Source organism: Lysinibacillus sp. NPDC097279, from assembly GCF_044761745.1.
In the GTDB taxonomy this organism is placed as follows: domain Bacteria; phylum Bacillota; class Bacilli; order Bacillales_A; family Planococcaceae; genus Lysinibacillus.
Genome location: NZ_JBIWDA010000002.1, coordinates 1 through 23,770 on the forward strand (window position 1 = coordinate 1; position 23,770 = coordinate 23,770).

Genomic DNA, 23,770 nt, shown 5'->3' on the forward strand with positions numbered 1-23,770 from the left:
CAAAGAAAACTAAACAACCAGTCGCCGGTTCAATACCGACAACTGGTTGGATAATGCTTTTTTGATTATTGTCTTTTATATGGGGGTCAGTCCCAGGGGCTTGAATATCTTTTTTTCTTTCTTTTAAAATGGCTTAGTAAAGGATTAACCAATTTATGGTCTTTTAATAGGTATGTTTGTTATATTGTAAATAATATTAATTTTTATTAAACAAAAGGTATTTTTTAATACAAGTAGGAATTAATTTAATATTATATAAAGGAAAAGGAGGGATTTAATGAAACAGAGGCAAGCAGGAGAAACACAGCATCGCAGTCAGCTAGCACTCTATTTATCATTGCCAATTCTATCATGGGCATTTTACGATTTTGCTAATACGATATTTTCTTCCAATATTAATACAGTTTTTTTCCCTTTTTATATGGACGAAGTTTTAGGTACGAATGAAGTCATGCAGCAAGTAGCAAGTACATTTATTTCATATGCCAATGCATTAGCAAGCTTTTTTCTAGTAGTTTTTTCACCGCTTTTTGGAGTATGGATAGATCAAACAGGCTATAAAAAGCGATTCATTGTATGGTTCGCATCAATCTCTATTTTATTTACCTTTATGATGGGTGTTTTCGCTAATTTAGAGACAACAACAAATTACTCAGGTGTACCGCTCAGTTTATTTTTAGTCGTTGCAAGCTTTGTCATTGCGAAATTTTTCTTTAATTCGAGTCTCGTATTTTATGATTCGATGATGGGGGATCTTGGAACAAAAGAAGAAATGCCCTTAATATCAGGTTATGGTGTCGCAATTGGTTACTTAGGAACTATTTTTGGACTTCTTGTTTATTTATATGTAGGAAATAGTGATTTCCACCGTGCGTTTATTCCAACAGCAATTTTATATTTGTTATTTTCATTACCATTATTCTTTATTAATAAAGATACGCCGATACCGAAGGAACAGCGTAAAACGGCTAAGTTTTTTGAAGGATACAAAGAAATTATTCGTACATTTAAGGATATGAAGCAACATAAAGCGATTTTTACTTTTATGATTGCTTATTTCTTTTTAAATGATGCAATTGCGACAACAATAGCGATGATGGCTGTTTATGCAACGACTATTGTAGGGTTTTCTTCAGGTCAATTTATTATCCTATATTTAGTTTCCACTGTATCGACAATTATTGGCTCACTTGCATTCGGTTATATTACGAAAGCAATTGGCGCTAAGCGAGCTATTACCATTGTAGCCGTATTAATGATTATTGCATTAACCTTTGCTGTTTTTGCGACAGAACAGTGGATGTTTTGGATTGCTGGCAGTATGTTTGGTATTTCATTAGGCTCAATGTGGGTTACATCAAGAACCTATATTATTGAGCTATCACCAGATGAAAAGCGAGGACAGTTTTTCGGCCTATTTGCTTTTTCTGGTAAAGTCTCATCGATAATCGGACCAGCTGTATATGGAACGGTTACATTATGGATGAAAGATTACGGTACATTAGCAAGCCGCGTTGCATTATCAACATTAATTTTAATGACGGTTATTGGTCTATTGGTTCATCTAAAAGTTAATGATAAAAATGGAAATACCAGATAGGAGAATTGTATCGCCTATGATACAATTGAATTATTATTTGATGTTGATATAGAAAGGAGCGGGGTTGCTTTGGAACATAAAGGCATATTATTAGAAAGTGGCACAAATGAGCTAGAAATCGTTGAATTTGAAGTAGCTAACAATAAATTCGGTATTAATGTTATTAAAGTAAAAGAGATTATTCAACCGATTCCAGTAACGTTTATTCCACACGCGCACCCGCATGTAGAGGGAATTATTCAATTAAGAGGCGAAGTACTACCAGTAGTAGATATGCTACGAGTATTAGGGATACAAAGCGCAGAACGTAATCCACAACAAAAATATATTGTTGCTGAGTTTAATAAACAACGAGTTGTTTTCCATGTAGATAACGTAACACAAATTCACCGTATTTCTTGGAATCAAATTGAAAAACCTTCAGATATGTATCAGGGGGGGACTTCACAAGTCATTGGTGTCATTAAGCAAAACGAACAAATGATTTTATTGCTAGATTTCGAGAAAATTATGGTTGATATTAATCCTGATTCGGGTATAAGTGTAGAGTCAGTCAAAAAACTTGGTAAACGTGAACGCTCTGAAAAACGCATTTTAATTGCTGAGGATTCACCATTATTACGTAAGTTATTATTCGATACGATGAAGGAAGCCGGTTACGAGAATGTAGAGTTCTTTGAAAATGGCCGTGATGCTTATGAATACTTAGAAACATTGGCGAAAAGTGGCAGTAATGTAACTGAGCACATTCAATTAGTAGTAACAGATATTGAAATGCCACAAATGGATGGTCACCATCTTACACGCAAAATTAAAGAGCATCCCGATTTACAAAAGCTACCGGTCATTATTTTCTCTAGTTTAATTACAGATGATCTTCGCCATAAAGGTGATCAAGTAGGGGCAGAGGACCAAATTAGTAAACCCGAAATTGCAGAGCTTATTTTACGCGTCGATCAACTTATTTTATAAAGCTAGTGAAAAGGAACTTCACAATTATAATAATTGGTATCCTGAAATATTAATAAAAAATGAAAGTCGGATACCTTTTAGGTTCCGACTTTTTTTGTATAAATGAAGGGGCTACTAACACAAAATAATGAGACTACCGATTGTTCTATAAAGGAAGTGATTATTTGGATGAATTGAAAACGGCTATTATTGATATTGGCTCGAATACGATTCGTTTAGTACTGTATCAGTATGATAATGAAGAAGGGCTTAGAGAGCTAGGGAATATTAAAACGGTTGCACGTTTACGTACATATTTGCAACCAACTGGTGACATGTCGGAAGAAGGTATACAAGTATTAACAGAAACATTATTAACATTTAAAGCAATGCTTGATGATTTTGAAATTGTGGATGTGAAAGCTGCTGCGACCGCTGCAATTCGTCAAGCAACGAATCGACAACAAATAATAGCGTTAATGAAAGAGAGAACTGGTATACAAATAGAGCTGTTGTCTGAGGAGGAAGAGGCGTATTTCGGTTATGTTGCTGTAGCACATTCCATTGGCACACTTTCTGCTGTGACCATTGATATTGGTGGAGGAAGTACGGAAATAACATTGTTTAAAAATAAAGAACTGATTGAATCTTTCAGCTTTCCTTTTGGAACGGTGTCGTTAAAGCAACGTTTCGTTAAAGGTGACATTATGAATAGTAGTGAAAAGAAAGAACTAATTGCATTTGTGAAAGAGCAATTTAAAACACTTCCTTGGATTCAGCAAGTCGGCTTACCGATTATTGCGATTGGGGGAAGTGCCAGAAATATTGCGCAAGTTCATCAGCAGCGACATCAATATCCCATTGCCAGTGTGCATGGTTACGAAATATCTAAAGGTGATTTAGATCAGCTTAGTTTGTTTTTAGGAAGTTTAAGCTTTCAAGAACTAAAACACTTAGATGGATTATCGACAGACCGCGCAGATATTATTGTACCTGCCTTAGAGGTGTTCCGCGTACTTATGGACATTGTTGGTAGTGAAGTGTTCCAACTAACGAAAAAAGGTTTACGAGAAGGGCTTATTATCCATCGTATTTTGCAAAAGGATGCCAATGCTTTTGATAAATATAATGTGTTTGAGGGAAACGCTAGGAGGTTAGCTAGGCAATATGGTCGCTCTGAGGAAGAAGTTGATTATTTAATGCACCTAGCAGACCAATTATATCGTGAATGTTGTCATTTAAAATTTTTACAATTTGACGAGTCAGATTGGCAATTGTTGAGGAAGGCAGCAAAGATATTTAATATCGGGGAATATATCGAGTTAAGCTCTGCGAGTCAACATACCTTTTATTTAGTTGCCAATCAATCTATTGATGGCTTAAACCATAAAGAGCGACTAAAACTTGCACTTTTAGCATCATATAAAAATAAAGATTATTTTCAACGATTTGCTGCACCTTTTATAGAATGGATGAGTCGTGAAGAATATCGTAAAATGCGTGATTTCGGTTCATTGTTAAAATTTGTCTATGCGTTAAATGTATCAAAGAGAAATATCGTGCATGCGATTGAACTGCAACCTAAGGACAATTTTGTTCAGTTAAACATCTATGTTAAAAAAAATGCGGCTGCCGAAAAATATCAAGCCAATCGTCATAAAAAACATTTAGAACGTGCTCTAAAAACACCAATTAAAGTAAATTTCATTGAAGAAGGGTGGAACCAAGATGACAACGGAAGTAACGAACAACCGCTTACATGAAGATGAATTTTCAGAAGCACATAGCCGTTTACTCGAAGAAATTGCAAAGCCTCAATATTATAATAATCGTGAATTAAGCTGGCTGGCATTTAATGAGCGTGTTTTAGAAGAAGCAGAGGATGTCAATAATCCTCTGCTGGAACGTCTGAAGTTTTTAGCGATATTTAGCTCCAATTTAGATGAGTTTTTTATGGTGCGCGTAGCAGGACTACAGGACCAAGTGCGTGCAGGCTTTCATAAACCTGAAAATAAATCAGGCTTAACACCGAAAGAACAATTAGCGAAAATTGCTGAGCGTACACAAGCTTTAGTACGTCGCCAAACAGAAGTATACAGACATTTAATATATGATTTATTGCCACAGCATAATGTACATATTGCGGACATGAAGGATTTAAATAGTAAGCAAAAAGCATTTATTAATGAAATGTTTGCTGAGACAATTTTCCCTGTACTCACACCTGTTGCAGTAGACGCTTATCGACCATTTCCAACATTGCTTGGAAAAACTTTAAATTTACTTGTACTATTGGAACAAGATGAAACAGATTTTGAAAGCCGTGAAAAAGTGGCAATAGTGCAAGTACCATCTGTATTGGATCGCTATATTAAAGTACCTTGTGCTGAGGGCGAAACGGTTATTGTGCTTCTTGAGGATGTTATTGTTGCCCATATTGAAAAGCTTTTTTATGGGTACAGTGTTAAATCTGCACAGGCGTTCCGTTTAACACGTAATGCGGATTTAACGATTCATGAAGAAGGCGCCCGCGATTTACTCGTGGAAATTGAAAAAGAATTAAAGAAACGCAAATGGGGAGTCGGCAGTCGTCTTGAAGTACGCGTCGGAGAAATGAATGAAGAAGTCCTTGCTTATTTATTAGAAGAATTTGAAATCGAAGAGAACGATGTTTTTCATATTGATGGTCCATTGGATTTAACATTTATGTTTTCGTTTGTGAAAGGTATTTCTGTAGGACGAGAACATTTAGAGTACGAAAGCTTTATCCCGCAGCCACCTTTAGATTTACAATCAGATGAAAATATTTTCGAGAAAGCATTACAACAGGACATTTTTTTCCACCATCCATATGAGTCATTTGCACCAATTGTGGACTTTATTTCAGAGGCCGCTGTCAATCCCAATGTATTAGCAATAAAGCAAACATTGTATCGCGTTAGTGGCAATTCCCCAATCATACAAGCATTAAAACTCGCGGCTGAAAATGGTAAGCAAGTGACCGTTTTAGTAGAGCTAAAAGCCCGCTTTGATGAAGAAAATAATGTACATTGGGCGAAGCAACTGGAACAAGCAGGTTGTCTTGTTATATACGGTATGAATAATTTAAAAACACACTCTAAAATAACGCTAGTAGTGAGTCGTCGAAATGGAAAAATTGAACGTTTTGTACATCTTGGCACAGGAAATTATAATGATGCCACAGCCAAAATTTATACGGATATGGGCATTATAACGTCTGATAAGGAATTTGGTATCGATGCAACAAACTTCTTTAATTATTTAAGTGGCTATACGGAAAAGCCTACTTTTAATCATTTAGTCGTTGCTCCATTCGATATTCGTGATGAATTTATTCGCTTAATGGATGAAGAAATTAGCTGTCATAAGAAATACGGAAATGGGTTTATTCGCGCTAAAATGAATTCATTAACGGATAAGGATTTAATGATGAAGCTTTACGAAGCCTCTATTGCTGGTGTAAAAGTGGAGCTTATTATTCGTGGCATATGCTGTATACGGCCAGGTATACCGAACATTAGTGACAATATCACCGTCACAAGTATCGTTGGTCGATTCCTGGAACATTCACGGATTTACTGGTTCCATCATAATGGTGAAAATAAAGTGTATTTATCTTCAGCAGATATGATGACAAGAAATATGATAAAACGAGTTGAAATTCTTTTCCCTGTCTATTCAATTGAAGCAAAAGCCCGTATTATGGATATTATGAACAAACAACTTGAGGATACAGCAAAGGCTCGTATTCAAGATTCCAATGGAAAGTATCATTATAAAGAATTTGATCGAAGCGAAGACCCTATTAATAGTCAGGAAATTTTCTTAAAGGATGCTCTAAAGCCTACGCTAGATGAAGAATAAATAACAAGCGTACTAGACGACTTAGAGTAAACACGCTACCTAGAGAGGGATATAATGAAAAAATATAGAGATAATGTAGCGCAATTCGCAAACTATCGACAGATGGCAATGCTTAATCCGTTTGATGCAGTTATATGCTTGAAAAAAGCTAATAATGGGGAATTTGAAATAGTTCACTATAACGATAAACTCCCATTAACAGTGTTGCAGGATGTGAAAGCAACGAAAGCAGACCAATTCTTTACCAAGCAATGTTGGCAACAATTATTGAAAATCGTGCAACAAGAATTTAACATTGTGCGTAAGATGGAGCTTTATTCAGAGACAGAGCAAATGAAAAAAACATTTGCTGTAAGTGTACAGCAATTGGAGGCATCACTGATAGCTGTTATTTTACGTGAAGAACAGAAGGATACGAAGCCTTATTTGCAATTCGTTGAACAACATATATGTCCTGTGCTGACGACTGATTTACAAGGTCATATTATCCATCAAAACGTCGCTGCTACGTCTGTATTGTCGAGAGAACATCACAGTCTAATAGGACTTGATATTTTTTCATTATTAGAGTGCAACTATGTAAACGAAGTACAATTATTATTTGCTAAATCGATTGAGGGCGCTACATTGGACATGCCTAAATGTTTATTTAAGCGTAATTTACTAAGTAGCGAGCCATTTTATTTACGTATCCATCCAACTTATTTTAACGGTGAAATAATAGGAGTTCATTTTTTTGTAAAAGACCCGAAATCGTTTATAAATGATCATGATGCCTTTTATTATTTAGCGTTAAAGGATGAACTAACAGGTATTTGGAATCGTAGAGCATTTAAAGAGCATTGGCTACAGCATTTAAATGATAATCAAAATGAGCATCAGCAAGCAACAATCATTTTAGTAGATATAGATCGCTTTAAAAAATTTAATGAGTCCCTTGGTGAAAGCAAGGGTGATGAGCTAATGCGGATGTTTAGTCATAGACTTCGTGAACTTTGTTACACAAAATGCGCACTATATCGTTATAATAGTGACGAATTTATTTTTATTCTAAAGGATGCAACGATTGACAAAATCGAGCAATTAGCGAATTCAATATTAGACTCATTGAAACAGCCCTTTATGATTGATGAGCAAGAGTATTTTATTAGTGTTTCAATCGGTATCTCGTTAAGTCCAGCTGATGGCAAGGATATAGAAACGCTTGTGAGAAAAGCCGATCAAGCATTATTTTCGGCTAAGGAGCATGGGCGTTCACATTACCGCTATTATCGTGATGATATGACAAATGTGTTTCCAAATGAGGCATTGATGGAGGCTCATTTACGTCGTGCTATTGAGTTTAATGAGCTAAGTATCCATCTACAGCCACAGATGAACTTAAATGATAATAGCATTAATAGCTTTGAGGCATTATTACGATGGAATAATCGTAAATTTGGTTTTGTTTCCCCAGCGCAATTTATACCAATTGCCGAGGCGACAGGCTTAATTGTTGAAATTGGTGATTGGATTATTAATGAGGTTTGTCGCTATCAAAAGGAATGGAGTGCGAAAGGCTATCGACCAGTCCGAATTGCGATAAATATATCGCCAAAACAATTTAGAAAAGAAAACTTCGCTCGGAAGATTAAAGCAACACTAAAGAAATATAATGTGGCACCACAATTAATTGAAGTGGAAATTACAGAAAGCTCAATGACCAATGTTCATGAAACCTATTCAATCCTAACGGAACTGAAGCAGCTAGGGGTATATGTTTCGGTAGATGATTTTGGTACGGGTTATTCATCACTTAGCTACTTGAAACGCTATCCAATCGATATTATAAAAATTGACCAATCGTTTATTGCTGATATCGAAAAGGATGATAAAAATGAGGCGATTATTAAAGCAATTATTTCCATGTCTCATAATTTAGGGCTTGAAGTAATAGCAGAAGGCATTGAGGAGCCGTCACAAGTAGCATTTTTAAAACGTCATCGTTGTCAAAAAGGGCAGGGCTACTTATACAATAAACCTTTGCCTGTTGAAACAATTGTTGCACAATATTTTGTAGGGTAAAGATATCACATTGCCGTTTATTTCCGCTATGGGTGGGCGCTTTCCGCGGGCACAACGTAAGCCGCACCCCTCGCTAACACGCGGAATGCCCGCGTCTTACGTTTTGTGCTGTTCCCGCAGGAGTCGCCCACCCTCCGTTACAATCAACTAATTAAAAAATAGTGAGCATGAACTATATGCCTTCTGTCAACACAAAGAGCACCTCGAAAATATCGAGGTGCTCTTTTTATAATTTTGGCTATTTTGTAGGATGTGCCTTCATGCCATTTAATACAACCGCTGTGAAGTTTGCCATTTCTGACACTAAATCAAATTCCTCATTATGAATTAACCAATCATAAACATTTGCGCGCATACAACGCTGTATAATTTGTTGCATTTGTTGCGCTTGTAGTTCGTTAACAAACTCTCCTTGCTGCACGCCTTCATCAATATAGCGATTAATTATTTGGAAGATTTTGCGCTGAGGGCTAATTAAATAATGGTTTTGCTCAACTTGATTAGTCATTGCGGCAGAATAGACTGTTCGTAATAAATCTTTGCCGACAACATTCGTTAAATACAACATTTGTTCCTTGTAAAGCGCAAGAATTTTGTCACTTGCTGATAATGTTTGATCAATTTTTTTTTCAACTGTACTATAAAAACTATCAAGCTCCTCGAATTTTTCCAAAATAACATCATATTTAGATGGGAAATGTGTATAGAATGTCCCCTTTGATACGTTACATGCTTTCGTAATTTGTTCAACAGACACATGCTCATATCCATGCTTATTAAATAATTCCAATGATGTTTTGAGTAACTTTTCCCTTGTTTCTAATGCTTTCTTTTGGCGTGTAGTTAACGAATTCATGCCCTTCTGCCTCCGTAAATAAAATATTCTATAATAATAAAAATCAAATTTATTCAGAAAATATAAAAAATTTAATTGACGCGCTCTATTAAGTTTGTTTATGATTTAAGTGACCGAAGTCAGTGACTGCGGTCATTGAGAGTATCTCGCTATTAATGTTACGATAAAAACGTAAAGTTTGCTAGTGTATCAGCGCTTTTCTACGCAAATCACAGGAAATGGGGGACTCAAATGAAAGAGAAGTTAGGTTTTATAGGCCTAGGCAATATGGGGTTACCAATGTCGATTAATCTACTTCGTGCTGGTTATGAAGTGTACGGTTTTGACACGAATACGAAAGCAATGGAGCAATTTATTGCAGAAGGTGGTATTGGTCTATCAACAACGAAAGAACTTGTTCAGCACAGTAATGTTATAATGACAAGCTTACCTACACCGCAAGTCGTTGAACATGTCTTCACCTCAGAAGAAGGGATTTTACAAAATGCTCAGCAAGGCAGTCTGCTAATTGATTTTAGTACAGTAAATCCTGAGTTAAATGATGAGCTACATAAGAAAGCGCAATCATTTGATTTACGTTATCTTGGGGCTCCTGTAAGTGGTGGCGTTATTGGTGCAATAAATGCAACTTTAACAATTATGGTTGGTGGAGAAGAAAAAGATTATCAAAGTGGTGAGAAAATTTTCGGAATAGTTGGAAAAAACATCTATCATCTTGGTACATCACCTAGTATCGGTACACGTATTAAGTTACTGAACAATTTAATGATTGGTTTTTATACGCAGGCTGTAGCGGAAACGATTGTCCTCGGAGAAAAAATGGGGATTTCAGCTAATACACTTTACGAAGTATTAAGTAATAGCTATGGTCAAAGTCGTATTTACGAACGTAATTACTTAGAATACATGAAAAATGAAAATTATGAGCCTGGATTTTCTACGAATTTATTACTAAAAGATTTAAGGCTAGCTAAAAATATGGCTGATGAAGCAGGTGTCCCTCTTCGAATAGGCGAACAGCTAGTCCATCTTTACAATGATATAGCAGCGGAGGGCTATGGTGAGAACGATATGTCTGCAGCTTATTTAAGTTTAAAGGAAAAATGCATTATTAAACAACCTTAAACATTAAAGGAGGAAAACAATTATGACAACAGCACAAGAAGTGAAAACATTAACGCATTTTATCGGTGGAGAAATGATTGAGGGGCAAAGCGGTCGGTATGGTTCGGTTTATAATCCTACAACAGGTGACGTCATCGCGAAAGTTCCGCTAGCAACGGTAGAAGAGACACGTGAGGCAATTGCTAAAGCGCAGGAAGCATTTCCTAAATGGCGTGATACTTCTGTATCCAAACGTGCGGAGGTTGTACTAAAGTTCCGTAATTTAGTGACAGATAATATGGAAGAATTATTACAAATAATTTGTACGGAAAGTGGTAAAACGATTGAAGATGCAAGAGGTGAAATTACACGAGGGCTAGAGTCCGTGGATTTAGCAATTGGTGCTCCTCATCTAGTGAAAGGTGAGTACTCTGTTAACGTCGGTGGTCAAATTAATGCCTATTCGGCCAAGTATCCATTAGGCGTTGTAGCAGCAATCTCTCCATTTAATTTCCCAATTATGGTGCCGTTAGCACAAACAAGTATGGCTATTGCTGTAGGGAACGCCGTTGTATTAAAAGCCTCAGAGAGAGTACCGATGACAGCATTATACGTAAGTGAGCTTTGGAAAAAGGCTGGATTGCCAGATGGTATTTGGACAGTCGTCAATGGCGATAAAGATGCAGTGAATGAACTTTTAGAAAACCCCATTGTGCAAGCGATTTCATTTGTAGGATCAACACCTGTTGCTAAATATATATATGAAACAGGGTCAAAATATGGGAAACGTGTCACTGCTTTAGGTGGCGGTAAAAATAATATGGTCGTAATGCCCGATGCAGATCTTGAGCAAGTTGCAAATGCATTTATCGGTGCAGCATATGGGGCTGCATCACAACGTTGTATGGCGATTTCTACAATTATGCCTGTTGGTAAAGAAACGGCAGATCGTTTAGTAGCGATATTAAAAGTAAAAATTACGGCATTAAAAGTAGGCGCTTACACAGATGCAGATACAGACTTTGGTCCAGTTATTTCACAGCAATCAAAAGAAGCAATTCTTGCTGCAATCGAAAAAGGACAATCACAAGGGGCAACTGTTGTATGTGATGGTCGTGAGCTAGCGATCGTTAACGAATCAAAAGGGTTCTTTGTAGGACCAACATTATTAGACCATGTAAAACCTGGAATGGAAATTTATGAACAAGAAGTATTTGGACCAGCTCGAAATGTTGTACGTGTTGATTCATTAGAAGAAGCAATCGAGCTTATTAACGAGCATGAGCTAGGAAATGGTGTCACGATCTTTACAAATGATGGGCTTGCAGCTCGAAAATTCACAACAGAGATTGATGTAGGAATGGTCGGTGTGAATGTACCAATTCCAATTCCTGTTGGCTACCATAACTTTGCTGGATTTAAAGGCTCACGTTTTGGTGAGGGGCATATGTTTGGACCGGATCAGGCACGTTTCTTTACAAAAACTAAAACAATATCAGAACGCTGGATGACAAGTAATGCTTCCTCAGCATCTACATTTGCTTTCCCAAGTAATAACGATTAATGCTAAAGAAAAAGTTGTATCCCTTAAGTAAACTTCATATTTTTTTATAACAAACATCAAGGGAGCTGTAGGCGGCGACTCCCGCTGCTTGATAGCAGAAAGTAACTGCCTGCAGCTTACTGATGCGAATATATGAGATGTAACATAGCACTTTCTATACAAAGATAGGTGGGATGTGAATGTTAGCGTATATTGGACTTTTTGGAAGTTTAGCACTTTTGGTCTTTTTAACAATGAGAGGTGTCAATTTACTTATTTCAGCACCATTAACCGCATTAATCGCAGCTGTAACGAATGGTCTAGCATTCTTTCCACAAACTGCACATGACAATCAAGCAAATTATTTAACGAGTTATATGAATGGCTTTACTGGCTTCGTTGGTTCTTGGTATTTAATGTTCATGGCAGGTGCAATTTTCGGGAAGGTGATGGAAGATACTGGTGCGGCGGATAGTGTTTCCAAATGGATTGTTGAAAAAATTGGCGTGAAATATGCGACTTTTGCGGTGGTGGCTGCAGCAGCAGTTTTAACGTACGGTGGTGTCTCTGTATTTATTGTAGCTTTCTCTGTTTATCCGATGGCTATAAGTTTATTTAAGCAAGCGAATTTCCCGCGTCGCTTTATTCCTGCGGCACTTGGCTTAGGTTCTGTGACCTTTACGATGACATCTGCAGGTTCACCCGAGATTCAGAACTGGATTCCCATAGAATATTTACATACTTCACCATATGCAGGTTGGGAAGTGAGTATAGTCGTCGCGATTTTTATGGGGGGTGGAGGGGCGCTATGGCTAAACTGGATGATTAAGCGTGCAGTGAAAAATGGGGAAGTATTTATTGAGCGCTCAACGGATCCAGTAGTTGACGAAAAGAGGAAGCTTCCTAGCCCTATATTAAGCTTAGTGCCTCTATTAGTAGTGTTAGTGATTTCGTTTATTTTCCATGACTCACTTGGCACATCGGCTTTAATCGTTGCGCTAACGAGTGGTTGTATTATGGCGTATTTAGTAAGTTATAAATATTCAAAGTCTGTAAGTGCGACACTTGCAGCTGGTGCTATGGGTGCTGTTGTAGCTATTGCAAATACGGCAGCAGTAGTCGGCTTTGGAGGCGTTGTAAAAGCTACACCATCATTCGTAGCAACTGTAGATTTAATGACCAATATTCCTGGTAATCCTTTGATTGGCGGTGCTATTGCAATTGCTGTTATTGCGGGCTTAACAGGGTCAGCATCAGGTGGGCAAACGATTGCGATGCCATTACTTGCTCCACACTATATTGACATGGGCGTAGATACAGAAGCATTACACCGAACAATTGCGATAGCATCTGGCTCCCTTGATTCATTGCCACATGGTGGTTACGTTGTGACGACGATAAATTCTGTCTGTAATGAGAAACATCAAGATGCTTATTTGCCTTTCGGTGCATTGACAGTCGTTATACCAATTATTGGTACAGTTATTGCAATACTATTATTTTCACTTGGAATGTAGGAGGGAAACGAAGTGATAGATGGCAAAACAGTATTTATTACTGGCGCTGCACGTGGAATTGGTCTGTCAATCGCTCAAGCATTTGCTGAGCAAGGGGCAAATGTTGTTATTTCAGATATGAATGCGCAACGTTTAGCTGAGGCAGTAGAACAAAATCCACGATTAACAGCTTTTACATGTGATGTTACAGATGAACAAGCAGTTAGCGATGCAATCGCTTTTACAATTGAGAAATTTAACACTCTTGATATTTTAATAAATAATGCAGGGTTCCAACATGTTTCTTATATCGAGGATTTTCCGACTGAAGTCTTTGAACAAATGCAAAAAGTAATGCTTGTTGCACCATTTGTCACAATGAAATATGCATTACCTCATATGAAGAAAAATACATTTGGTCGCATTATTAATATGGCGTCGATAAACGGTGTTATTGGTTTTGCCGGTAAAGCAGGATACAATGCTGCAAAACATGGGCTAATAGGATTAACAAAAGTCGCGGCACTTGAAGTGGCCAATGATGGCATTACTGTTAATGCTATATGTCCAGGATATGTGGATACGGAATTAGTCCGTAATCAGTTTACAGATTTAGCAAAGACGCGAGGTATCCAAGTAGAAGAAGTACTAGAGCAAGTGTTATACCCACTTGTTCCTCAACAGCGCTTGCTAGACGTTTCAGAAATTACAGGACTTGCACTCTATCTAGCTAGTGATGTAGCAAAAGGCTTAACAGGTCAGGCGATTGTATTAGATGGCGGTTATACTGCGCAATAATGGAGGAGAGATGCGTTATGATTCAAACAAAAACAACTTTCACTGTAAATTCTCCAGGGACGATCATTTATGGAAGAGATGCTTTCGAAGAGGTTGGTTTATATGCTAAAAAACTAGGAACGAAGGCACTCATCGTTAGCGATCCAATAATGGATAGCTTAGGGTTTGTCAATCAATGTAAGTCATTATTGACAGCGAATAATTTGGAAGCGGTTTCTTATTTAGGGGTAACGACTGAGCCAGTAGATACGTATGTAGCAGAAGGTCTTGAACTTTTGTTATCTGAGCAATGTGATGTCATCATTTCTGTCGGTGGTGGAAGTTGTATTGATACAGCGAAAGCAATTGCTGTTGTAGCAACAAACGGTGGGTATATTGGTGATTATATGAAATTGGCGAAAATCGCTGAGCAAGCACCTATTCCACATATAGCAGTACCAACTACAGCAGGCACTGGCTCTGAAGCAACAGATGCTACCGTTATTACCAACACGACAAATGATGTAAAAATGATGATAAAACAAGCAGCTTTTATGCCACCAGTTGCAATTGTTGACCCAATGTTAACGATAACTTCTCCACCAGCCATCACAGCGGCGACTGGCATTGATGCATTAAGCCATGCAATTGAAAGCTATTTATCACGTTTAGCACATCCCTATTCAAATGTACTGGCGTTATCAGCAATGGATTTAATTATTCATAATATGTTAAAAGTTTATGAGCATGGTGATGATATCGATGCGCGAGAAGCGATGTCTCTAGGCTCCATGCAAGCAGGACTATCGTTTTCCAATGCGTCAGTAGCGTTAGTGCATGGTATGTCACGTCCTATAGGTGCACTTTTCCATGTACCTCATGGAATTTCGAACGCAATGCTACTACCAGCGGTCTTAGAATTTACAAAGGATGCATGTGTAGAACGGTTAGCGGACATAGGCCAATTCTTTAACATAGATGGACAGTACGGTACACAAGAAGAACTAGCAACTTTAGCTATCGAATCAATAAAAGAACTATGTAAAAAGATGGGGATCGGTAATTTACGCCAATGGGGTATCGAGGAGGAAGCTTTTTATGCAGCAATTCCAAAAATGGCAACCGATGCAATTGCAAGTGGTAGCCCAGGAAATAACCCTAAAGTGCCAACGCACGACGAGTTAATGGAGCTATACAAAATTGCCTATCATTATGAATTTTAAACAATTTGAGTCAGAGTGTCTTCCTTTATGCAATAGAGGAAGGCACATTTCATTTGAAATTTCATGGTGAAAATAAAAAGGAGTTGATATTTCATAAAATTAGACGTCACATTCATGCTGGGTCATTATAATGCAATGTTCCGTACACTTATAAAAAATGATATGTATCAATTATACATATGTATGATTGACACATATGTATTGGAAAAATATAATTACCTTATGAACAACAAAAATAATAATACGCAATATCTTAAGGGTTTATTTGAAATAGCTATTTTAATGATGCTACAGAAAAAAAAGATGTATGGCTATGAATTGACTAAAGAATTGAAAGAGAGCAAATGTTTTTCTATTTCTGATGGCTCAATTTATCCAATATTAAAACGTTTGACGGCGAATGATTATGTTGATGTATTTTCAGAAGAATACGAAGGAAGAATTAGAAAGTATTACCGTATTACAGATTTAGGAAAGGCATTAGTAGAAAATAGACTGAAGGAGTTAGAATCAATATTAAAATATTTTGAAGAAATTAAGGGGATGGATTAGACGTGGATAATCAGAAGATAAATGAATATGTACGACAACTGGAATTTGAGTTGGAGCCATTACCGAAAAAAGATAGAGATCATCATATCATGGAAGTAAAAGATCATTTATTGCAATCAGTAAATGATGGTAAATCAGTAGAACAGGTATTAAAAAGTTTTCTCCCAGCTAATGAATTAGCGAAAGAAATTAAAGCTGAGTTTCAACACTTGTATAGTGCACCCTCTACTGAAAATAAACATCCTATTAAACAAAAGAACAGCAAGAAAATATGGATAACTGTAATGGCTTCTTTAATAGGTATAGTCATTTTTTCTATATTTATAGCAATTATTGTATTTATGGGAAATTCATCAGATAAACCGTTAGAAACGAATGGAGTTGTTGATTATGAAGAAATAAATGATTAACAATTAAAAAGAAGTATTTAACATTTGTGCTGATGAATATTTCGTTTTTGATTACCCTACAGTATTGCTTACAATATATTAGGCTCCTTGTGTATATATCAATATTCCCTGTATATTTTTTAATACAATAAATACATATAATGGCCATATATGTGTGTTGTTTTTTCTTCATAAATTACTCTTTGAAAGGAGAACATCATGAAAAAATTATTTCTAACATTTTTTGTAGCTCTAACGATATTTTTCGTAACAGATTCTAAAACAATCGCAGCTAATAATGGTGAAAATTATGATGATTACCCAGGTGTAAAGATAATAGTTGAAGAATTAAACGCTGATGGAAGTAGAGAAGCTATTGAGAATCTTGACAAAATCGTAGCGTTATCAAAAAAAGAATTATTTATTCTTGATGACATTTTAAGAAACCCAGATAGGTTAGCTGAAGAATTAAGTAAACCTGAAAACTTGAATGTAGAATCAGTGAATATGGATTATTCTCAGAAAGTAGAATCATATGATAAGGACAATTTTAAAAAATATAATATACGGCCTTCGGCATTGGGGTATTCAGGACGAGTTACAGTCATAACATCATTAAGAGCTTTAGGAATAGATCTCATAAAATATGAATTAACAGGTGAATTCACTGTAGATAGCACAAAAACTCGATTTATAAGCGCTGATCGCATGGATGGAGTTGTAATTCGTAAATGGTTACCGCAAGTAATAACTAAGAAAATTGGAACACCTACTAAGAGTGTTACAGATACACAATTTACTGGACAAGTTACTTTCAGTTATGACTTAGGTGTTGGTTCATGGGGAATTGCCCGTATAGGAGTAGTGCGTACAGGATTTACAGCAAATACTAAAGAAGTAACTGATTCATGGGCTTACACTGAATAAATAGTTAAAAAGAAACTATTACTTTGAAAATCATATTATTTTGAAAGTGGTAGTTTCTTTTGTTAAATAATAGAATTTATAAATATACATAAATAATCACTTATACTGTAGACAAACATAGTAAAACTTTGAGTTTGTCTACAGTATTTTTTAATTTAAAATACATAAATAATTGAGGAAAGTTAAATTCCGTTTCCTAACTTTAAAAGAATAAATTGTGATGACTAAAGACTTCAAGAGGAAACTTCTTGATGCCTTTGATCGACAGTATGAAAAGATAGTGAATACACTTCTATAAAAAAAGAGTTTTGTAGAATTAATATGACATTTACGAGAAAATATAGTAAAATAAAATGAATGAGTATTCATTTTTTAAAAAACAAAGGGGGAAGTAGAATGTTGCAGGGGAAAACAATTATTATTACTGGTGGATCAAGTGGTATGGGGCTTTATATGGCGAAGCAATTCGTATCAGAGGGGGCAAATGTAGTTATTGCTGGTCGTAATGAAGAACGATTAGCAAAAGCAAAGGAGTTTATATTAGAAGCTGGAAAAACAATTGAAACATTCCAGATGGATGTTCGTATACCGGAGCAGGCTGAGGCAATGGTTGCGTTTGCTGTTGAAAAATTTGGCCAAGTCGATGGACTAGTGAATAATGCTGCAGGTAACTTTATCGTTCGGGCAGAGGATTTGACGCCAAATGGCTGGAAAGCAGTTGTGGATATTGTCTTAAATGGTACATTCTTTTGCTCTTCTGCTATCGGGAAATATTGGATTGAACATAAAATTAAAGGCTCCATTATTAATATGGTGGCAACCTATGCATGGAATGCAGGCGCAGGTGTAATCCATTCATCTGCTGCAAAAGCAGGCGTATTATCAATGACAAGAACATTAGCAGTTGAGTGGGGAAAACGTTATGGAATTCGTGTAAACGCTATTGCGCCTGGTCCAATTGAACGCACTGGTGGGGCAGCGAAACTATGGGAATCAGAGGAAGCAGCTGCCATGACTCTTGACTCCGTTCCACTTGGGCGAATTGGTACACCAGAGGAAATAGCGGATTTAGCAACATTCATGATGTCGGATAAGGCGCGTTATATGAATGGGGAATGTGTCACATTGGATGGAGGACAGTGGCTAAATCAATCACCTTTTTAACTTGCTTCAGCAAAATTATGAATGCGGTTGATTCCAGTTTAATACACTTGAAGATTTCCTCATTTTGAAAGGGAGCATTTAAAGCCTTGAAAAAAATCATTGCATAATGAAGCGCTGTATTGATGCATACTAAGGACAAAGAAAGGAGTTTTGTCTATGGGTATGTGGTTAATACCAGCTCTAATTGCGATTACAATCATTGCGGTTATTTCCTTTGTATCAACAATGCGAATTGCCAAAATGACTTCAGAGCGGGAATCGGAGAAAGATAAACCGATTTCAGGGACAGTCGAAGAATTTGCAACAATGCTGAATCCAATCGTTTGGGTGTATATTGTTTTTTTACTTTTTTTAGGGATTATGATTTTTTACTACTGGAGTAAAATAGGATATTAACATGATTTACATGAAGTATCACATTTACATGTGGTACTTCATTTTTAATAAAAGCAAAAGCTAAAGTGTTAACTATTATTTTTCCTTAAAATAAAGAAATTATAAGGTGTTTTTTATTATCTTTAATTAAACGTCTAATCGGTGCTGAGCTCAAATAATTGGAGCGACAGCACTTTTTTCTTTTTAACCGTAAATTTGAAAATGAATGACATAAACACTCCTTAATATTTTTGAAGCTATAATTGAGTTATGGACATATTACTTTTTTATTATTAGAATAGTTATAATGATAAGGAGTTTATATTATAAGTAATAATATATAATAACAAATTTCTTCAAAAAATTTGCACCATGTTGCGCTCACATAAAAAAATGTAGTGATTAGGTAAGTATAAGAATCAAATATACTGTAGAAGAAAAGGAGAATTATGTTAGAACTTATTTCAAGTAAAATAAAAGAAGCACGTAAGGATAAAGGAATTACACAAGCAGAGCTGGCAGATGGAATTTGTACGCAGGCGATGATAAGTAATTTTGAAAAAGGTGAAAGTGTACCATCTAGTATAGTGTTATTTAAAATTGCTCAAAAATTAAAGTTAGATATTAACTACTTCTTCGGACAAAATTCAATGAAAACTCATCATGATGATAATGAGGAAACAAAAAAACTAATAAGGAAACTAATTAGAAATCGAGATTATCAAGCGATAAACTATATTGTCAAAACTGAAAAAGAAAAAGCGAATTTTAGCAGCAATGAAGACAAACAGTTTTTACTATGGCATGAGGGCATATGTGATTTTTATTTAAATAAAGATAGTGTAAATGCTATAGATATATTAAACACTGCATTAAAATTAACTGGTAAAGAAAATTACAGTGAGCAAACTATTAGTATAAATAATAGTATTGCGATCATTTATTTTGAAGTACAACAGTATGAAAATTCTTTAGAGTTCTTCCAAAAATGTAAATCGGAATACGATTTAAGTAATTTAAAAGATAGTGTTTTAAAGATTAGGATTTTATATGGATTATCTAAAACGTTAGTTGCTTTAAAAAGAGAAGAAGAAGCTATTTTGGAATGTAAAAAGGCAATTAAAATCTGTGTTACAGAAGAGTCACTATATTTATTGGGAGAGCTTTATTTCCAAATAGGTAGAAACTTAGTTATTTTAGATAGGGTCAAGGAGTCAGAACAATATTTTGAGAAAGCGCAGCATATTTTTGAAATTGAAGGAAACTATGAATTCCTTGATGTGATAGAAAAAGTAAAATTGGATTATTTCACTGAAAAACGATAACAATAATGGATTCCTGATTGCAATCTGCTATCGGGAATTTTTTAATAAAAAATATTTATATAAAAATACTTATTGAAAAAATCAAAATATTTATGTATAATATTTCAAAAGGAGGGTAATATATGAAGAAAATAATAGCGCAATTTTTAGTAGTATCTACTCTTTTCGTAACTTTTATTAGTGGACCAGCAACTACGCCGACAACAATGGTGGATAGTCCGAAAAATATTGAAGTAGTCAATATAATAGAAGTTCTGGATATACCTGATTTACCAAGCCAACACTAATCCTATGTTGAAAAGAAGCTATTCCTCCTATACGTGGGGGAATAGCTTCTTTCTTTATTTAGTAGACTTAACGAAATGATGAAATGCCTCTTCTTCTTCAACAAAAGGGTTATGACTACTTTTTTCAAATATCGTTAAGCTAGAATGGTTAATTGCCTTGGCAATTTCTTCAGAAAAAACTAAAGGGCATTGTGTATCAAACCTTCCGCAATAAATAAAAGCTGGTATTTTTATTGCTTTTAATCTATCAGTGACATCATAGTCTTTTAATTCAGTAGTTATAAAATAATCTAATCTTTTGTTTACTGCCTTTCCACTATTAGGTCGAGACATTATGCGGTCATAATCTTCTTTTTTATAAAAGGACATTAGATTCCACTCTTTATTTAATGCTCTTCGTTGTTCTAAAGTTTTAGAAGGATCTTTAAGAAGTTTTAAAATTTCTAATAACTTCGAATTATACGGATTACTCTTGCAATATATGCTATCTGGATGCGACATATATTTTGACGATGCGGACAAACCACCTACTATAATTTTTTGTAAAGAATTAGGATTCGTTATCCCATAAATTAAACCCAACATACCACCAGCAGAATGCCCTGCAAAGCTCCATTGTGAAAAGCCTAGTGCAATTCTGATAGCTTCCAAATCTTTAACACTATTCATAAAACTAAAGTCATCAGGTGATGTTGAATCAATAGAGTTTCCGCAGCCCCTTAAATTAATTAAATAGACCGTATAGTATTTAGTAAAAGGCGCAGCAAAGATATTGCCCTTACTATTAAACTCTGTATATTGATGTGTAATACATATTGGTTTTCCACTACCCATTTGAAAATACTCAAAGTTACCTCGAGGGGTTTCAATCATATTTTGTGTCCACATAAGGTTCCTCCAATTGTTTTTTTTCTAATTATAACACTAATGTAATAAATTTATTTATAAAACACTAATTAAAATAAATAATTTTATAATTTAATAAATAAACTTATTGTAAAAATATTAAAAATTAGTATAATTATTTACAAGGAGGTGTTAAATATGAAATTAACAATTAAAAGTGTAGATGTTCAAGCATTAAACACAAAAACTACAAAAGATTCACAACAATTACTTCAAGCTGGTTGCTGTTGTGGAGGTGGAAGTGAAGCTCGTCCATTAAAAAAATAAGAGCAAATATTTTCGTACCATCTAGATATAAAAATTTAAAAAAAGTAGCGAATTTTAAATTTGCTACTTTTTTGCAACTTTGAGGTGATAAATATGTATATTCAATCAAACGGGGAACTACAACGTTTATCTGAAAAGCTAATATTTATTAATGATAGAGTAGGTTATGAGATAGATGGAGAAGGTGTAACAAATTTTAATGAACTATTTCCTTATTTAACAGGAACAATTCCTTTGACAAAAATAAGTGAATTAGTGCATATGGAAGAACACGAATTATTGAATAATATAAGTGATTTAGAGAAAGTTGGGATTGTGTCCATTAATGAAGCACCATTGTTGAAAGTGAGCATAGTTTCTGGAAGTTTAAAAAGTGAGAAGTTACAACGAATTTTTGACATTCCTACTTTAAATCAAATTATTACTTGTACAACTTTAGAAAATATCTCTATAGAAAATACAGACATTGTAATAGCACTTGATAATGATGGTAGTAGTTTTTTTTCACAGGTACATAAACGTTTAAGAGCGATTGAAGTCCCATGGTTAAAGTATTCCTTTAGCTATTCTAAAATTTTTATGGGACCGATTTTCTTTCCTGATGGGGGTCCTTGTTACAATTGCTTCGAAAAACGTCTTAGTAGAGCAGAAGAAGAGCCTATAAAAAATAAAAGTTTAGGCAATTTAGATGCTTTTCTAGCACCTTTTATGGAGAAGGAATTATTAAAGTATTGTAGAGCGAAAACGCCAACACTTTGTTTTAATACTGAAATCGTCTTTGATGTGGAGGAACTTGAAATAAAAAAATACCCTGTATTCCAAATGCCTGACTGTGAGTATTGTAGGGGTGAGGTTAGTTTATGAGTAATCAAATAATAATTGAGGATACTTTGAGAGCAAGCTTTATTTCAACAATAAACGAAATTCAACCATTGCCAGGGTCACCTAGATTATTTCGCTATTTAGCAGTCATTAATGGGGATCAACATTTAAGTAGCGGCTCTGGCTTTTCAATAAATAAGGAGCATGCTCGATCTGCTGCAATTGGGGAGAGTATTGAGAGGTATTGTGCTAATCAGTTTCATATGAAAGACATTTATGTCGGTAAATATGCTGATATTCGCCATCAGGCACTTAACCCTACAATCATTACTCGATATACAGAAGAACAATACAAAAATAATACGAAGTACAAAGAGGTCAACTTTCATGAAGAGAGAACATGGGTTGAGGCTAAGGATGTCGTAGATAATAAAAAAATATTAGTTCCATTTGAACTCATTTTTTTAGCATCACCTCCTAATCATTTACCATTACGGGATTTAATTTCTACTGGATTGGCGTGTGGTCAAAATTTAGATAAGGCGGTATTAAGTGGCTTTAATGAGTGTATAGAACGTGATGCGTTTATTCAATTTTGGTTGCTTGGATGTGTTAGAGGAGAAATCGATTTAAATACGGTTCACAATGAATATATAAAAAGGCTATTAGAGCTTGCGGAAAATAGCAATCTACAATTGCGTCTGTATGATATAACTACCGATTTAGAAGTTCCTACAATATTAACTGTTGTAAAAGTTAAAGGGAATGCTGGATTTTACTTAGGTTGTGCTAGCTCACTTGAATATTTGCAAGCTATAAGAAAGTCATTAGAAGAGGGTTTGGGAGGATTTTCTATTTATTCTGAGTTAATTCATCACTATGAAGAACCAATTCCTAAAAAACTTGACCATACATCGACTTTAGATGATCATCCGCTCTATTATTTAGCTGGCAATAATGATGAAATTTTATCGCAACTACTGCCTAGTTCTTTACCTAAAATTGCTGCCAAAAACCATCGTATGCAATTTACTGATGCAGTCGAAAGGATAAATCGTCTAGGTCATAAAATATATTATAGCGAAATTACAACTGAAGATGTAAAACAAATGGGATTATCCGTTGTAAGGGTGATAATACCCACTTTGTGTTTTCTCTCAATTAATGATCCTCTACTCAATTGTCCAAGATTACAAGAAACAGCTTCTAAATTAGGGAGAAAAATAAATCTAGAACCACACCCATTTCCATAAGGAG

The 23,770-nt window shown here is 35.3% G+C and carries 22 protein-coding genes; 20 read left to right on the top strand and 2 right to left on the bottom strand.

Going from position 1 to position 23,770, the window contains the following annotated elements; genetic code table 11:
* The first annotated feature begins 277 nt into the window (after positions 1–277).
* The 5 genes from ACIQ1H_RS10140 (at position 278) to ACIQ1H_RS10160 (ending at position 8,500) form a co-directional block, all read left to right on the top strand.
* A complete protein-coding gene (locus tag ACIQ1H_RS10140; RefSeq protein ID WP_402888598.1) occupies positions 278–1,600 on the top strand; it encodes an MFS transporter in 1,323 nt (440 codons plus the stop codon).
* A gap of 69 nt (positions 1,601–1,669) precedes the next feature.
* Positions 1,670–2,572 carry a chemotaxis protein gene (locus ACIQ1H_RS10145; protein ID WP_173477967.1) on the top strand — a complete coding sequence of 301 codons (903 nt, stop codon included), beginning with the start codon at positions 1,670–1,672 and terminating at the stop codon, positions 2,570–2,572.
* Between the two features lie 164 nt (positions 2,573–2,736).
* A complete protein-coding gene (locus ACIQ1H_RS10150; RefSeq protein ID WP_173477966.1) occupies positions 2,737–4,314 on the top strand; it encodes a Ppx/GppA family phosphatase in 1,578 nt (525 codons plus the stop codon).
* Positions 4,280–6,436 (top strand): RNA degradosome polyphosphate kinase, encoded by a 2,157-nt coding sequence (locus tag ACIQ1H_RS10155; RefSeq protein WP_402888600.1) that lies wholly within the window; start codon positions 4,280–4,282, stop codon positions 6,434–6,436. The genes ACIQ1H_RS10150 and ACIQ1H_RS10155 overlap by 35 nt, the downstream gene beginning before the upstream one ends.
* A 54-nt stretch (positions 6,437–6,490) precedes the next feature.
* Positions 6,491–8,500 (top strand): putative bifunctional diguanylate cyclase/phosphodiesterase, encoded by a 2,010-nt coding sequence (locus ACIQ1H_RS10160; protein ID WP_402888602.1) that lies wholly within the window; start codon positions 6,491–6,493, stop codon positions 8,498–8,500.
* Between the two features lie 238 nt (positions 8,501–8,738).
* Here ACIQ1H_RS10160 and ACIQ1H_RS10165 read toward each other — a convergent pair whose 3' ends face one another.
* On the bottom strand, positions 8,739–9,356 hold the full coding sequence (locus ACIQ1H_RS10165; protein WP_402888604.1) for a TetR/AcrR family transcriptional regulator: 618 nt from the start codon (positions 9,354–9,356) through the stop codon (positions 8,739–8,741).
* Positions 9,357–9,587: 231 nt separating this feature from the next.
* On the opposite strand from ACIQ1H_RS10165, the gene ACIQ1H_RS10170 reads away from it, so the two are divergent.
* The 12 genes from ACIQ1H_RS10170 (at position 9,588) to ACIQ1H_RS10225 (ending at position 20,518) form a co-directional block, all read left to right on the top strand.
* Positions 9,588–10,481: an NAD(P)-dependent oxidoreductase gene (locus ACIQ1H_RS10170; RefSeq protein ID WP_402888605.1), complete on the top strand. Its 894-nt coding sequence runs from the start codon at positions 9,588–9,590 to the stop codon at positions 10,479–10,481.
* Between the two features lie 22 nt (positions 10,482–10,503).
* Positions 10,504–12,024, top strand: a complete 1,521-nt coding sequence (locus ACIQ1H_RS10175) for a CoA-acylating methylmalonate-semialdehyde dehydrogenase (RefSeq protein WP_402888607.1) — start codon at positions 10,504–10,506, stop codon at positions 12,022–12,024.
* 179 nt (positions 12,025–12,203) lie between these two features.
* Complete coding sequence (locus ACIQ1H_RS10180; RefSeq protein ID WP_402888608.1) at positions 12,204–13,520, top strand: GntP family permease; 1,317 nt, start codon at positions 12,204–12,206, stop codon at positions 13,518–13,520.
* A gap of 15 nt (positions 13,521–13,535) precedes the next feature.
* Positions 13,536–14,297 carry a 3-hydroxybutyrate dehydrogenase gene (locus tag ACIQ1H_RS10185; RefSeq protein ID WP_402889482.1) on the top strand — a complete coding sequence of 254 codons (762 nt, stop codon included), beginning with the start codon at positions 13,536–13,538 and terminating at the stop codon, positions 14,295–14,297.
* Positions 14,298–14,314: 17 nt separating this feature from the next.
* Positions 14,315–15,499: an iron-containing alcohol dehydrogenase gene (locus ACIQ1H_RS10190; protein WP_402888610.1), complete on the top strand. Its 1,185-nt coding sequence runs from the start codon at positions 14,315–14,317 to the stop codon at positions 15,497–15,499.
* A 114-nt stretch (positions 15,500–15,613) separates the two neighbouring features.
* A complete protein-coding gene (locus tag ACIQ1H_RS10195) occupies positions 15,614–16,051 on the top strand; it encodes a PadR family transcriptional regulator (RefSeq protein WP_402888612.1) in 438 nt (145 codons plus the stop codon).
* Positions 16,052–16,053: 2 nt separating this feature from the next.
* Positions 16,054–16,461, top strand: a complete 408-nt coding sequence (locus ACIQ1H_RS10200) for a DUF1700 domain-containing protein (RefSeq protein ID WP_402888614.1) — start codon at positions 16,054–16,056, stop codon at positions 16,459–16,461.
* A 198-nt stretch (positions 16,462–16,659) separates the two neighbouring features.
* Positions 16,660–17,367, top strand: a complete 708-nt coding sequence (locus tag ACIQ1H_RS10205) for a hypothetical protein (protein WP_402888616.1) — start codon at positions 16,660–16,662, stop codon at positions 17,365–17,367.
* A 396-nt stretch (positions 17,368–17,763) separates the two neighbouring features.
* On the top strand, positions 17,764–18,531 hold the full coding sequence (gene fadH, locus ACIQ1H_RS10210; protein WP_402888618.1) for a 2,4-dienoyl-CoA reductase: 768 nt from the start codon (positions 17,764–17,766) through the stop codon (positions 18,529–18,531).
* 156 nt (positions 18,532–18,687) lie between these two features.
* Entirely contained in the window at positions 18,688–18,927 is a 240-nt protein-coding gene (locus ACIQ1H_RS10215) for a short-chain dehydrogenase (protein ID WP_173477958.1), read from the top strand.
* A gap of 428 nt (positions 18,928–19,355) precedes the next feature.
* Positions 19,356–20,231: a helix-turn-helix domain-containing protein gene (locus ACIQ1H_RS10220; RefSeq protein ID WP_402888620.1), complete on the top strand. Its 876-nt coding sequence runs from the start codon at positions 19,356–19,358 to the stop codon at positions 20,229–20,231.
* A 122-nt stretch (positions 20,232–20,353) separates the two neighbouring features.
* Complete coding sequence (locus tag ACIQ1H_RS10225; RefSeq protein ID WP_402888622.1) at positions 20,354–20,518, top strand: hypothetical protein; 165 nt, start codon at positions 20,354–20,356, stop codon at positions 20,516–20,518.
* A gap of 54 nt (positions 20,519–20,572) precedes the next feature.
* Here ACIQ1H_RS10225 and ACIQ1H_RS10230 read toward each other — a convergent pair whose 3' ends face one another.
* Positions 20,573–21,406, bottom strand: coding sequence for an alpha/beta fold hydrolase (locus ACIQ1H_RS10230; protein WP_402888623.1), 834 nt, complete (start codon positions 21,404–21,406; stop codon positions 20,573–20,575).
* 156 nt (positions 21,407–21,562) lie between these two features.
* On the opposite strand from ACIQ1H_RS10230, the gene ACIQ1H_RS10235 reads away from it, so the two are divergent.
* The 3 genes from ACIQ1H_RS10235 to ACIQ1H_RS10245 all read left to right on the top strand — a co-directional run bounded on the left by ACIQ1H_RS10235 (position 21,563) and on the right by ACIQ1H_RS10245 (position 23,766).
* Positions 21,563–21,691, top strand: coding sequence for a hypothetical protein (locus tag ACIQ1H_RS10235; RefSeq protein ID WP_255639661.1), 129 nt, complete (start codon positions 21,563–21,565; stop codon positions 21,689–21,691).
* Between the two features lie 93 nt (positions 21,692–21,784).
* Complete coding sequence (locus ACIQ1H_RS10240) at positions 21,785–22,555, top strand: hypothetical protein (RefSeq protein WP_173477954.1); 771 nt, start codon at positions 21,785–21,787, stop codon at positions 22,553–22,555.
* Positions 22,552–23,766, top strand: coding sequence for a YcaO-like family protein (locus ACIQ1H_RS10245; RefSeq protein WP_402888626.1), 1,215 nt, complete (start codon positions 22,552–22,554; stop codon positions 23,764–23,766). Before ACIQ1H_RS10240 ends, ACIQ1H_RS10245 begins: the two co-directional genes overlap by 4 nt.
* The last annotated feature ends 4 nt before the right edge of the window (positions 23,767–23,770 follow it).

What these genes read in the sequence shown, in the direction of transcription:
- ACIQ1H_RS10140 (WP_402888598.1), top strand. Translation starts at nt 278, where the DNA reads ATGAAACAGAGGCAAGCAGGAGAAACACAGCATCGCAGTCAGCTAGCA.
- ACIQ1H_RS10155 (WP_402888600.1), top strand. Translation starts at nt 4,280, where the DNA reads ATGACAACGGAAGTAACGAACAACCGCTTACATGAAGATGAATTTTCA.
- ACIQ1H_RS10160 (WP_402888602.1), top strand. Translation starts at nt 6,491, where the DNA reads ATGAAAAAATATAGAGATAATGTAGCGCAATTCGCAAACTATCGACAG.
- ACIQ1H_RS10165 (WP_402888604.1), bottom strand. Translation starts at nt 9,356, where the DNA reads ATGAATTCGTTAACTACACGCCAAAAGAAAGCATTAGAAACAAGGGAA.
- ACIQ1H_RS10170 (WP_402888605.1), top strand. Translation starts at nt 9,588, where the DNA reads ATGAAAGAGAAGTTAGGTTTTATAGGCCTAGGCAATATGGGGTTACCA.
- ACIQ1H_RS10175 (WP_402888607.1), top strand. Translation starts at nt 10,504, where the DNA reads ATGACAACAGCACAAGAAGTGAAAACATTAACGCATTTTATCGGTGGA.
- ACIQ1H_RS10180 (WP_402888608.1), top strand. Translation starts at nt 12,204, where the DNA reads ATGTTAGCGTATATTGGACTTTTTGGAAGTTTAGCACTTTTGGTCTTT.
- ACIQ1H_RS10190 (WP_402888610.1), top strand. Translation starts at nt 14,315, where the DNA reads ATGATTCAAACAAAAACAACTTTCACTGTAAATTCTCCAGGGACGATC.
- ACIQ1H_RS10195 (WP_402888612.1), top strand. Translation starts at nt 15,614, where the DNA reads ATGCTGGGTCATTATAATGCAATGTTCCGTACACTTATAAAAAATGAT.
- ACIQ1H_RS10205 (WP_402888616.1), top strand. Translation starts at nt 16,660, where the DNA reads ATGAAAAAATTATTTCTAACATTTTTTGTAGCTCTAACGATATTTTTC.
- fadH (WP_402888618.1), top strand. Translation starts at nt 17,764, where the DNA reads ATGTTGCAGGGGAAAACAATTATTATTACTGGTGGATCAAGTGGTATG.
- ACIQ1H_RS10215 (WP_173477958.1), top strand. Translation starts at nt 18,688, where the DNA reads ATGGGTATGTGGTTAATACCAGCTCTAATTGCGATTACAATCATTGCG.
- ACIQ1H_RS10220 (WP_402888620.1), top strand. Translation starts at nt 19,356, where the DNA reads ATGTTAGAACTTATTTCAAGTAAAATAAAAGAAGCACGTAAGGATAAA.
- ACIQ1H_RS10225 (WP_402888622.1), top strand. Translation starts at nt 20,354, where the DNA reads ATGAAGAAAATAATAGCGCAATTTTTAGTAGTATCTACTCTTTTCGTA.
- ACIQ1H_RS10230 (WP_402888623.1), bottom strand. Translation starts at nt 21,406, where the DNA reads ATGTGGACACAAAATATGATTGAAACCCCTCGAGGTAACTTTGAGTAT.
- ACIQ1H_RS10235 (WP_255639661.1), top strand. Translation starts at nt 21,563, where the DNA reads ATGAAATTAACAATTAAAAGTGTAGATGTTCAAGCATTAAACACAAAA.
- ACIQ1H_RS10240 (WP_173477954.1), top strand. Translation starts at nt 21,785, where the DNA reads ATGTATATTCAATCAAACGGGGAACTACAACGTTTATCTGAAAAGCTA.
- ACIQ1H_RS10245 (WP_402888626.1), top strand. Translation starts at nt 22,552, where the DNA reads ATGAGTAATCAAATAATAATTGAGGATACTTTGAGAGCAAGCTTTATT.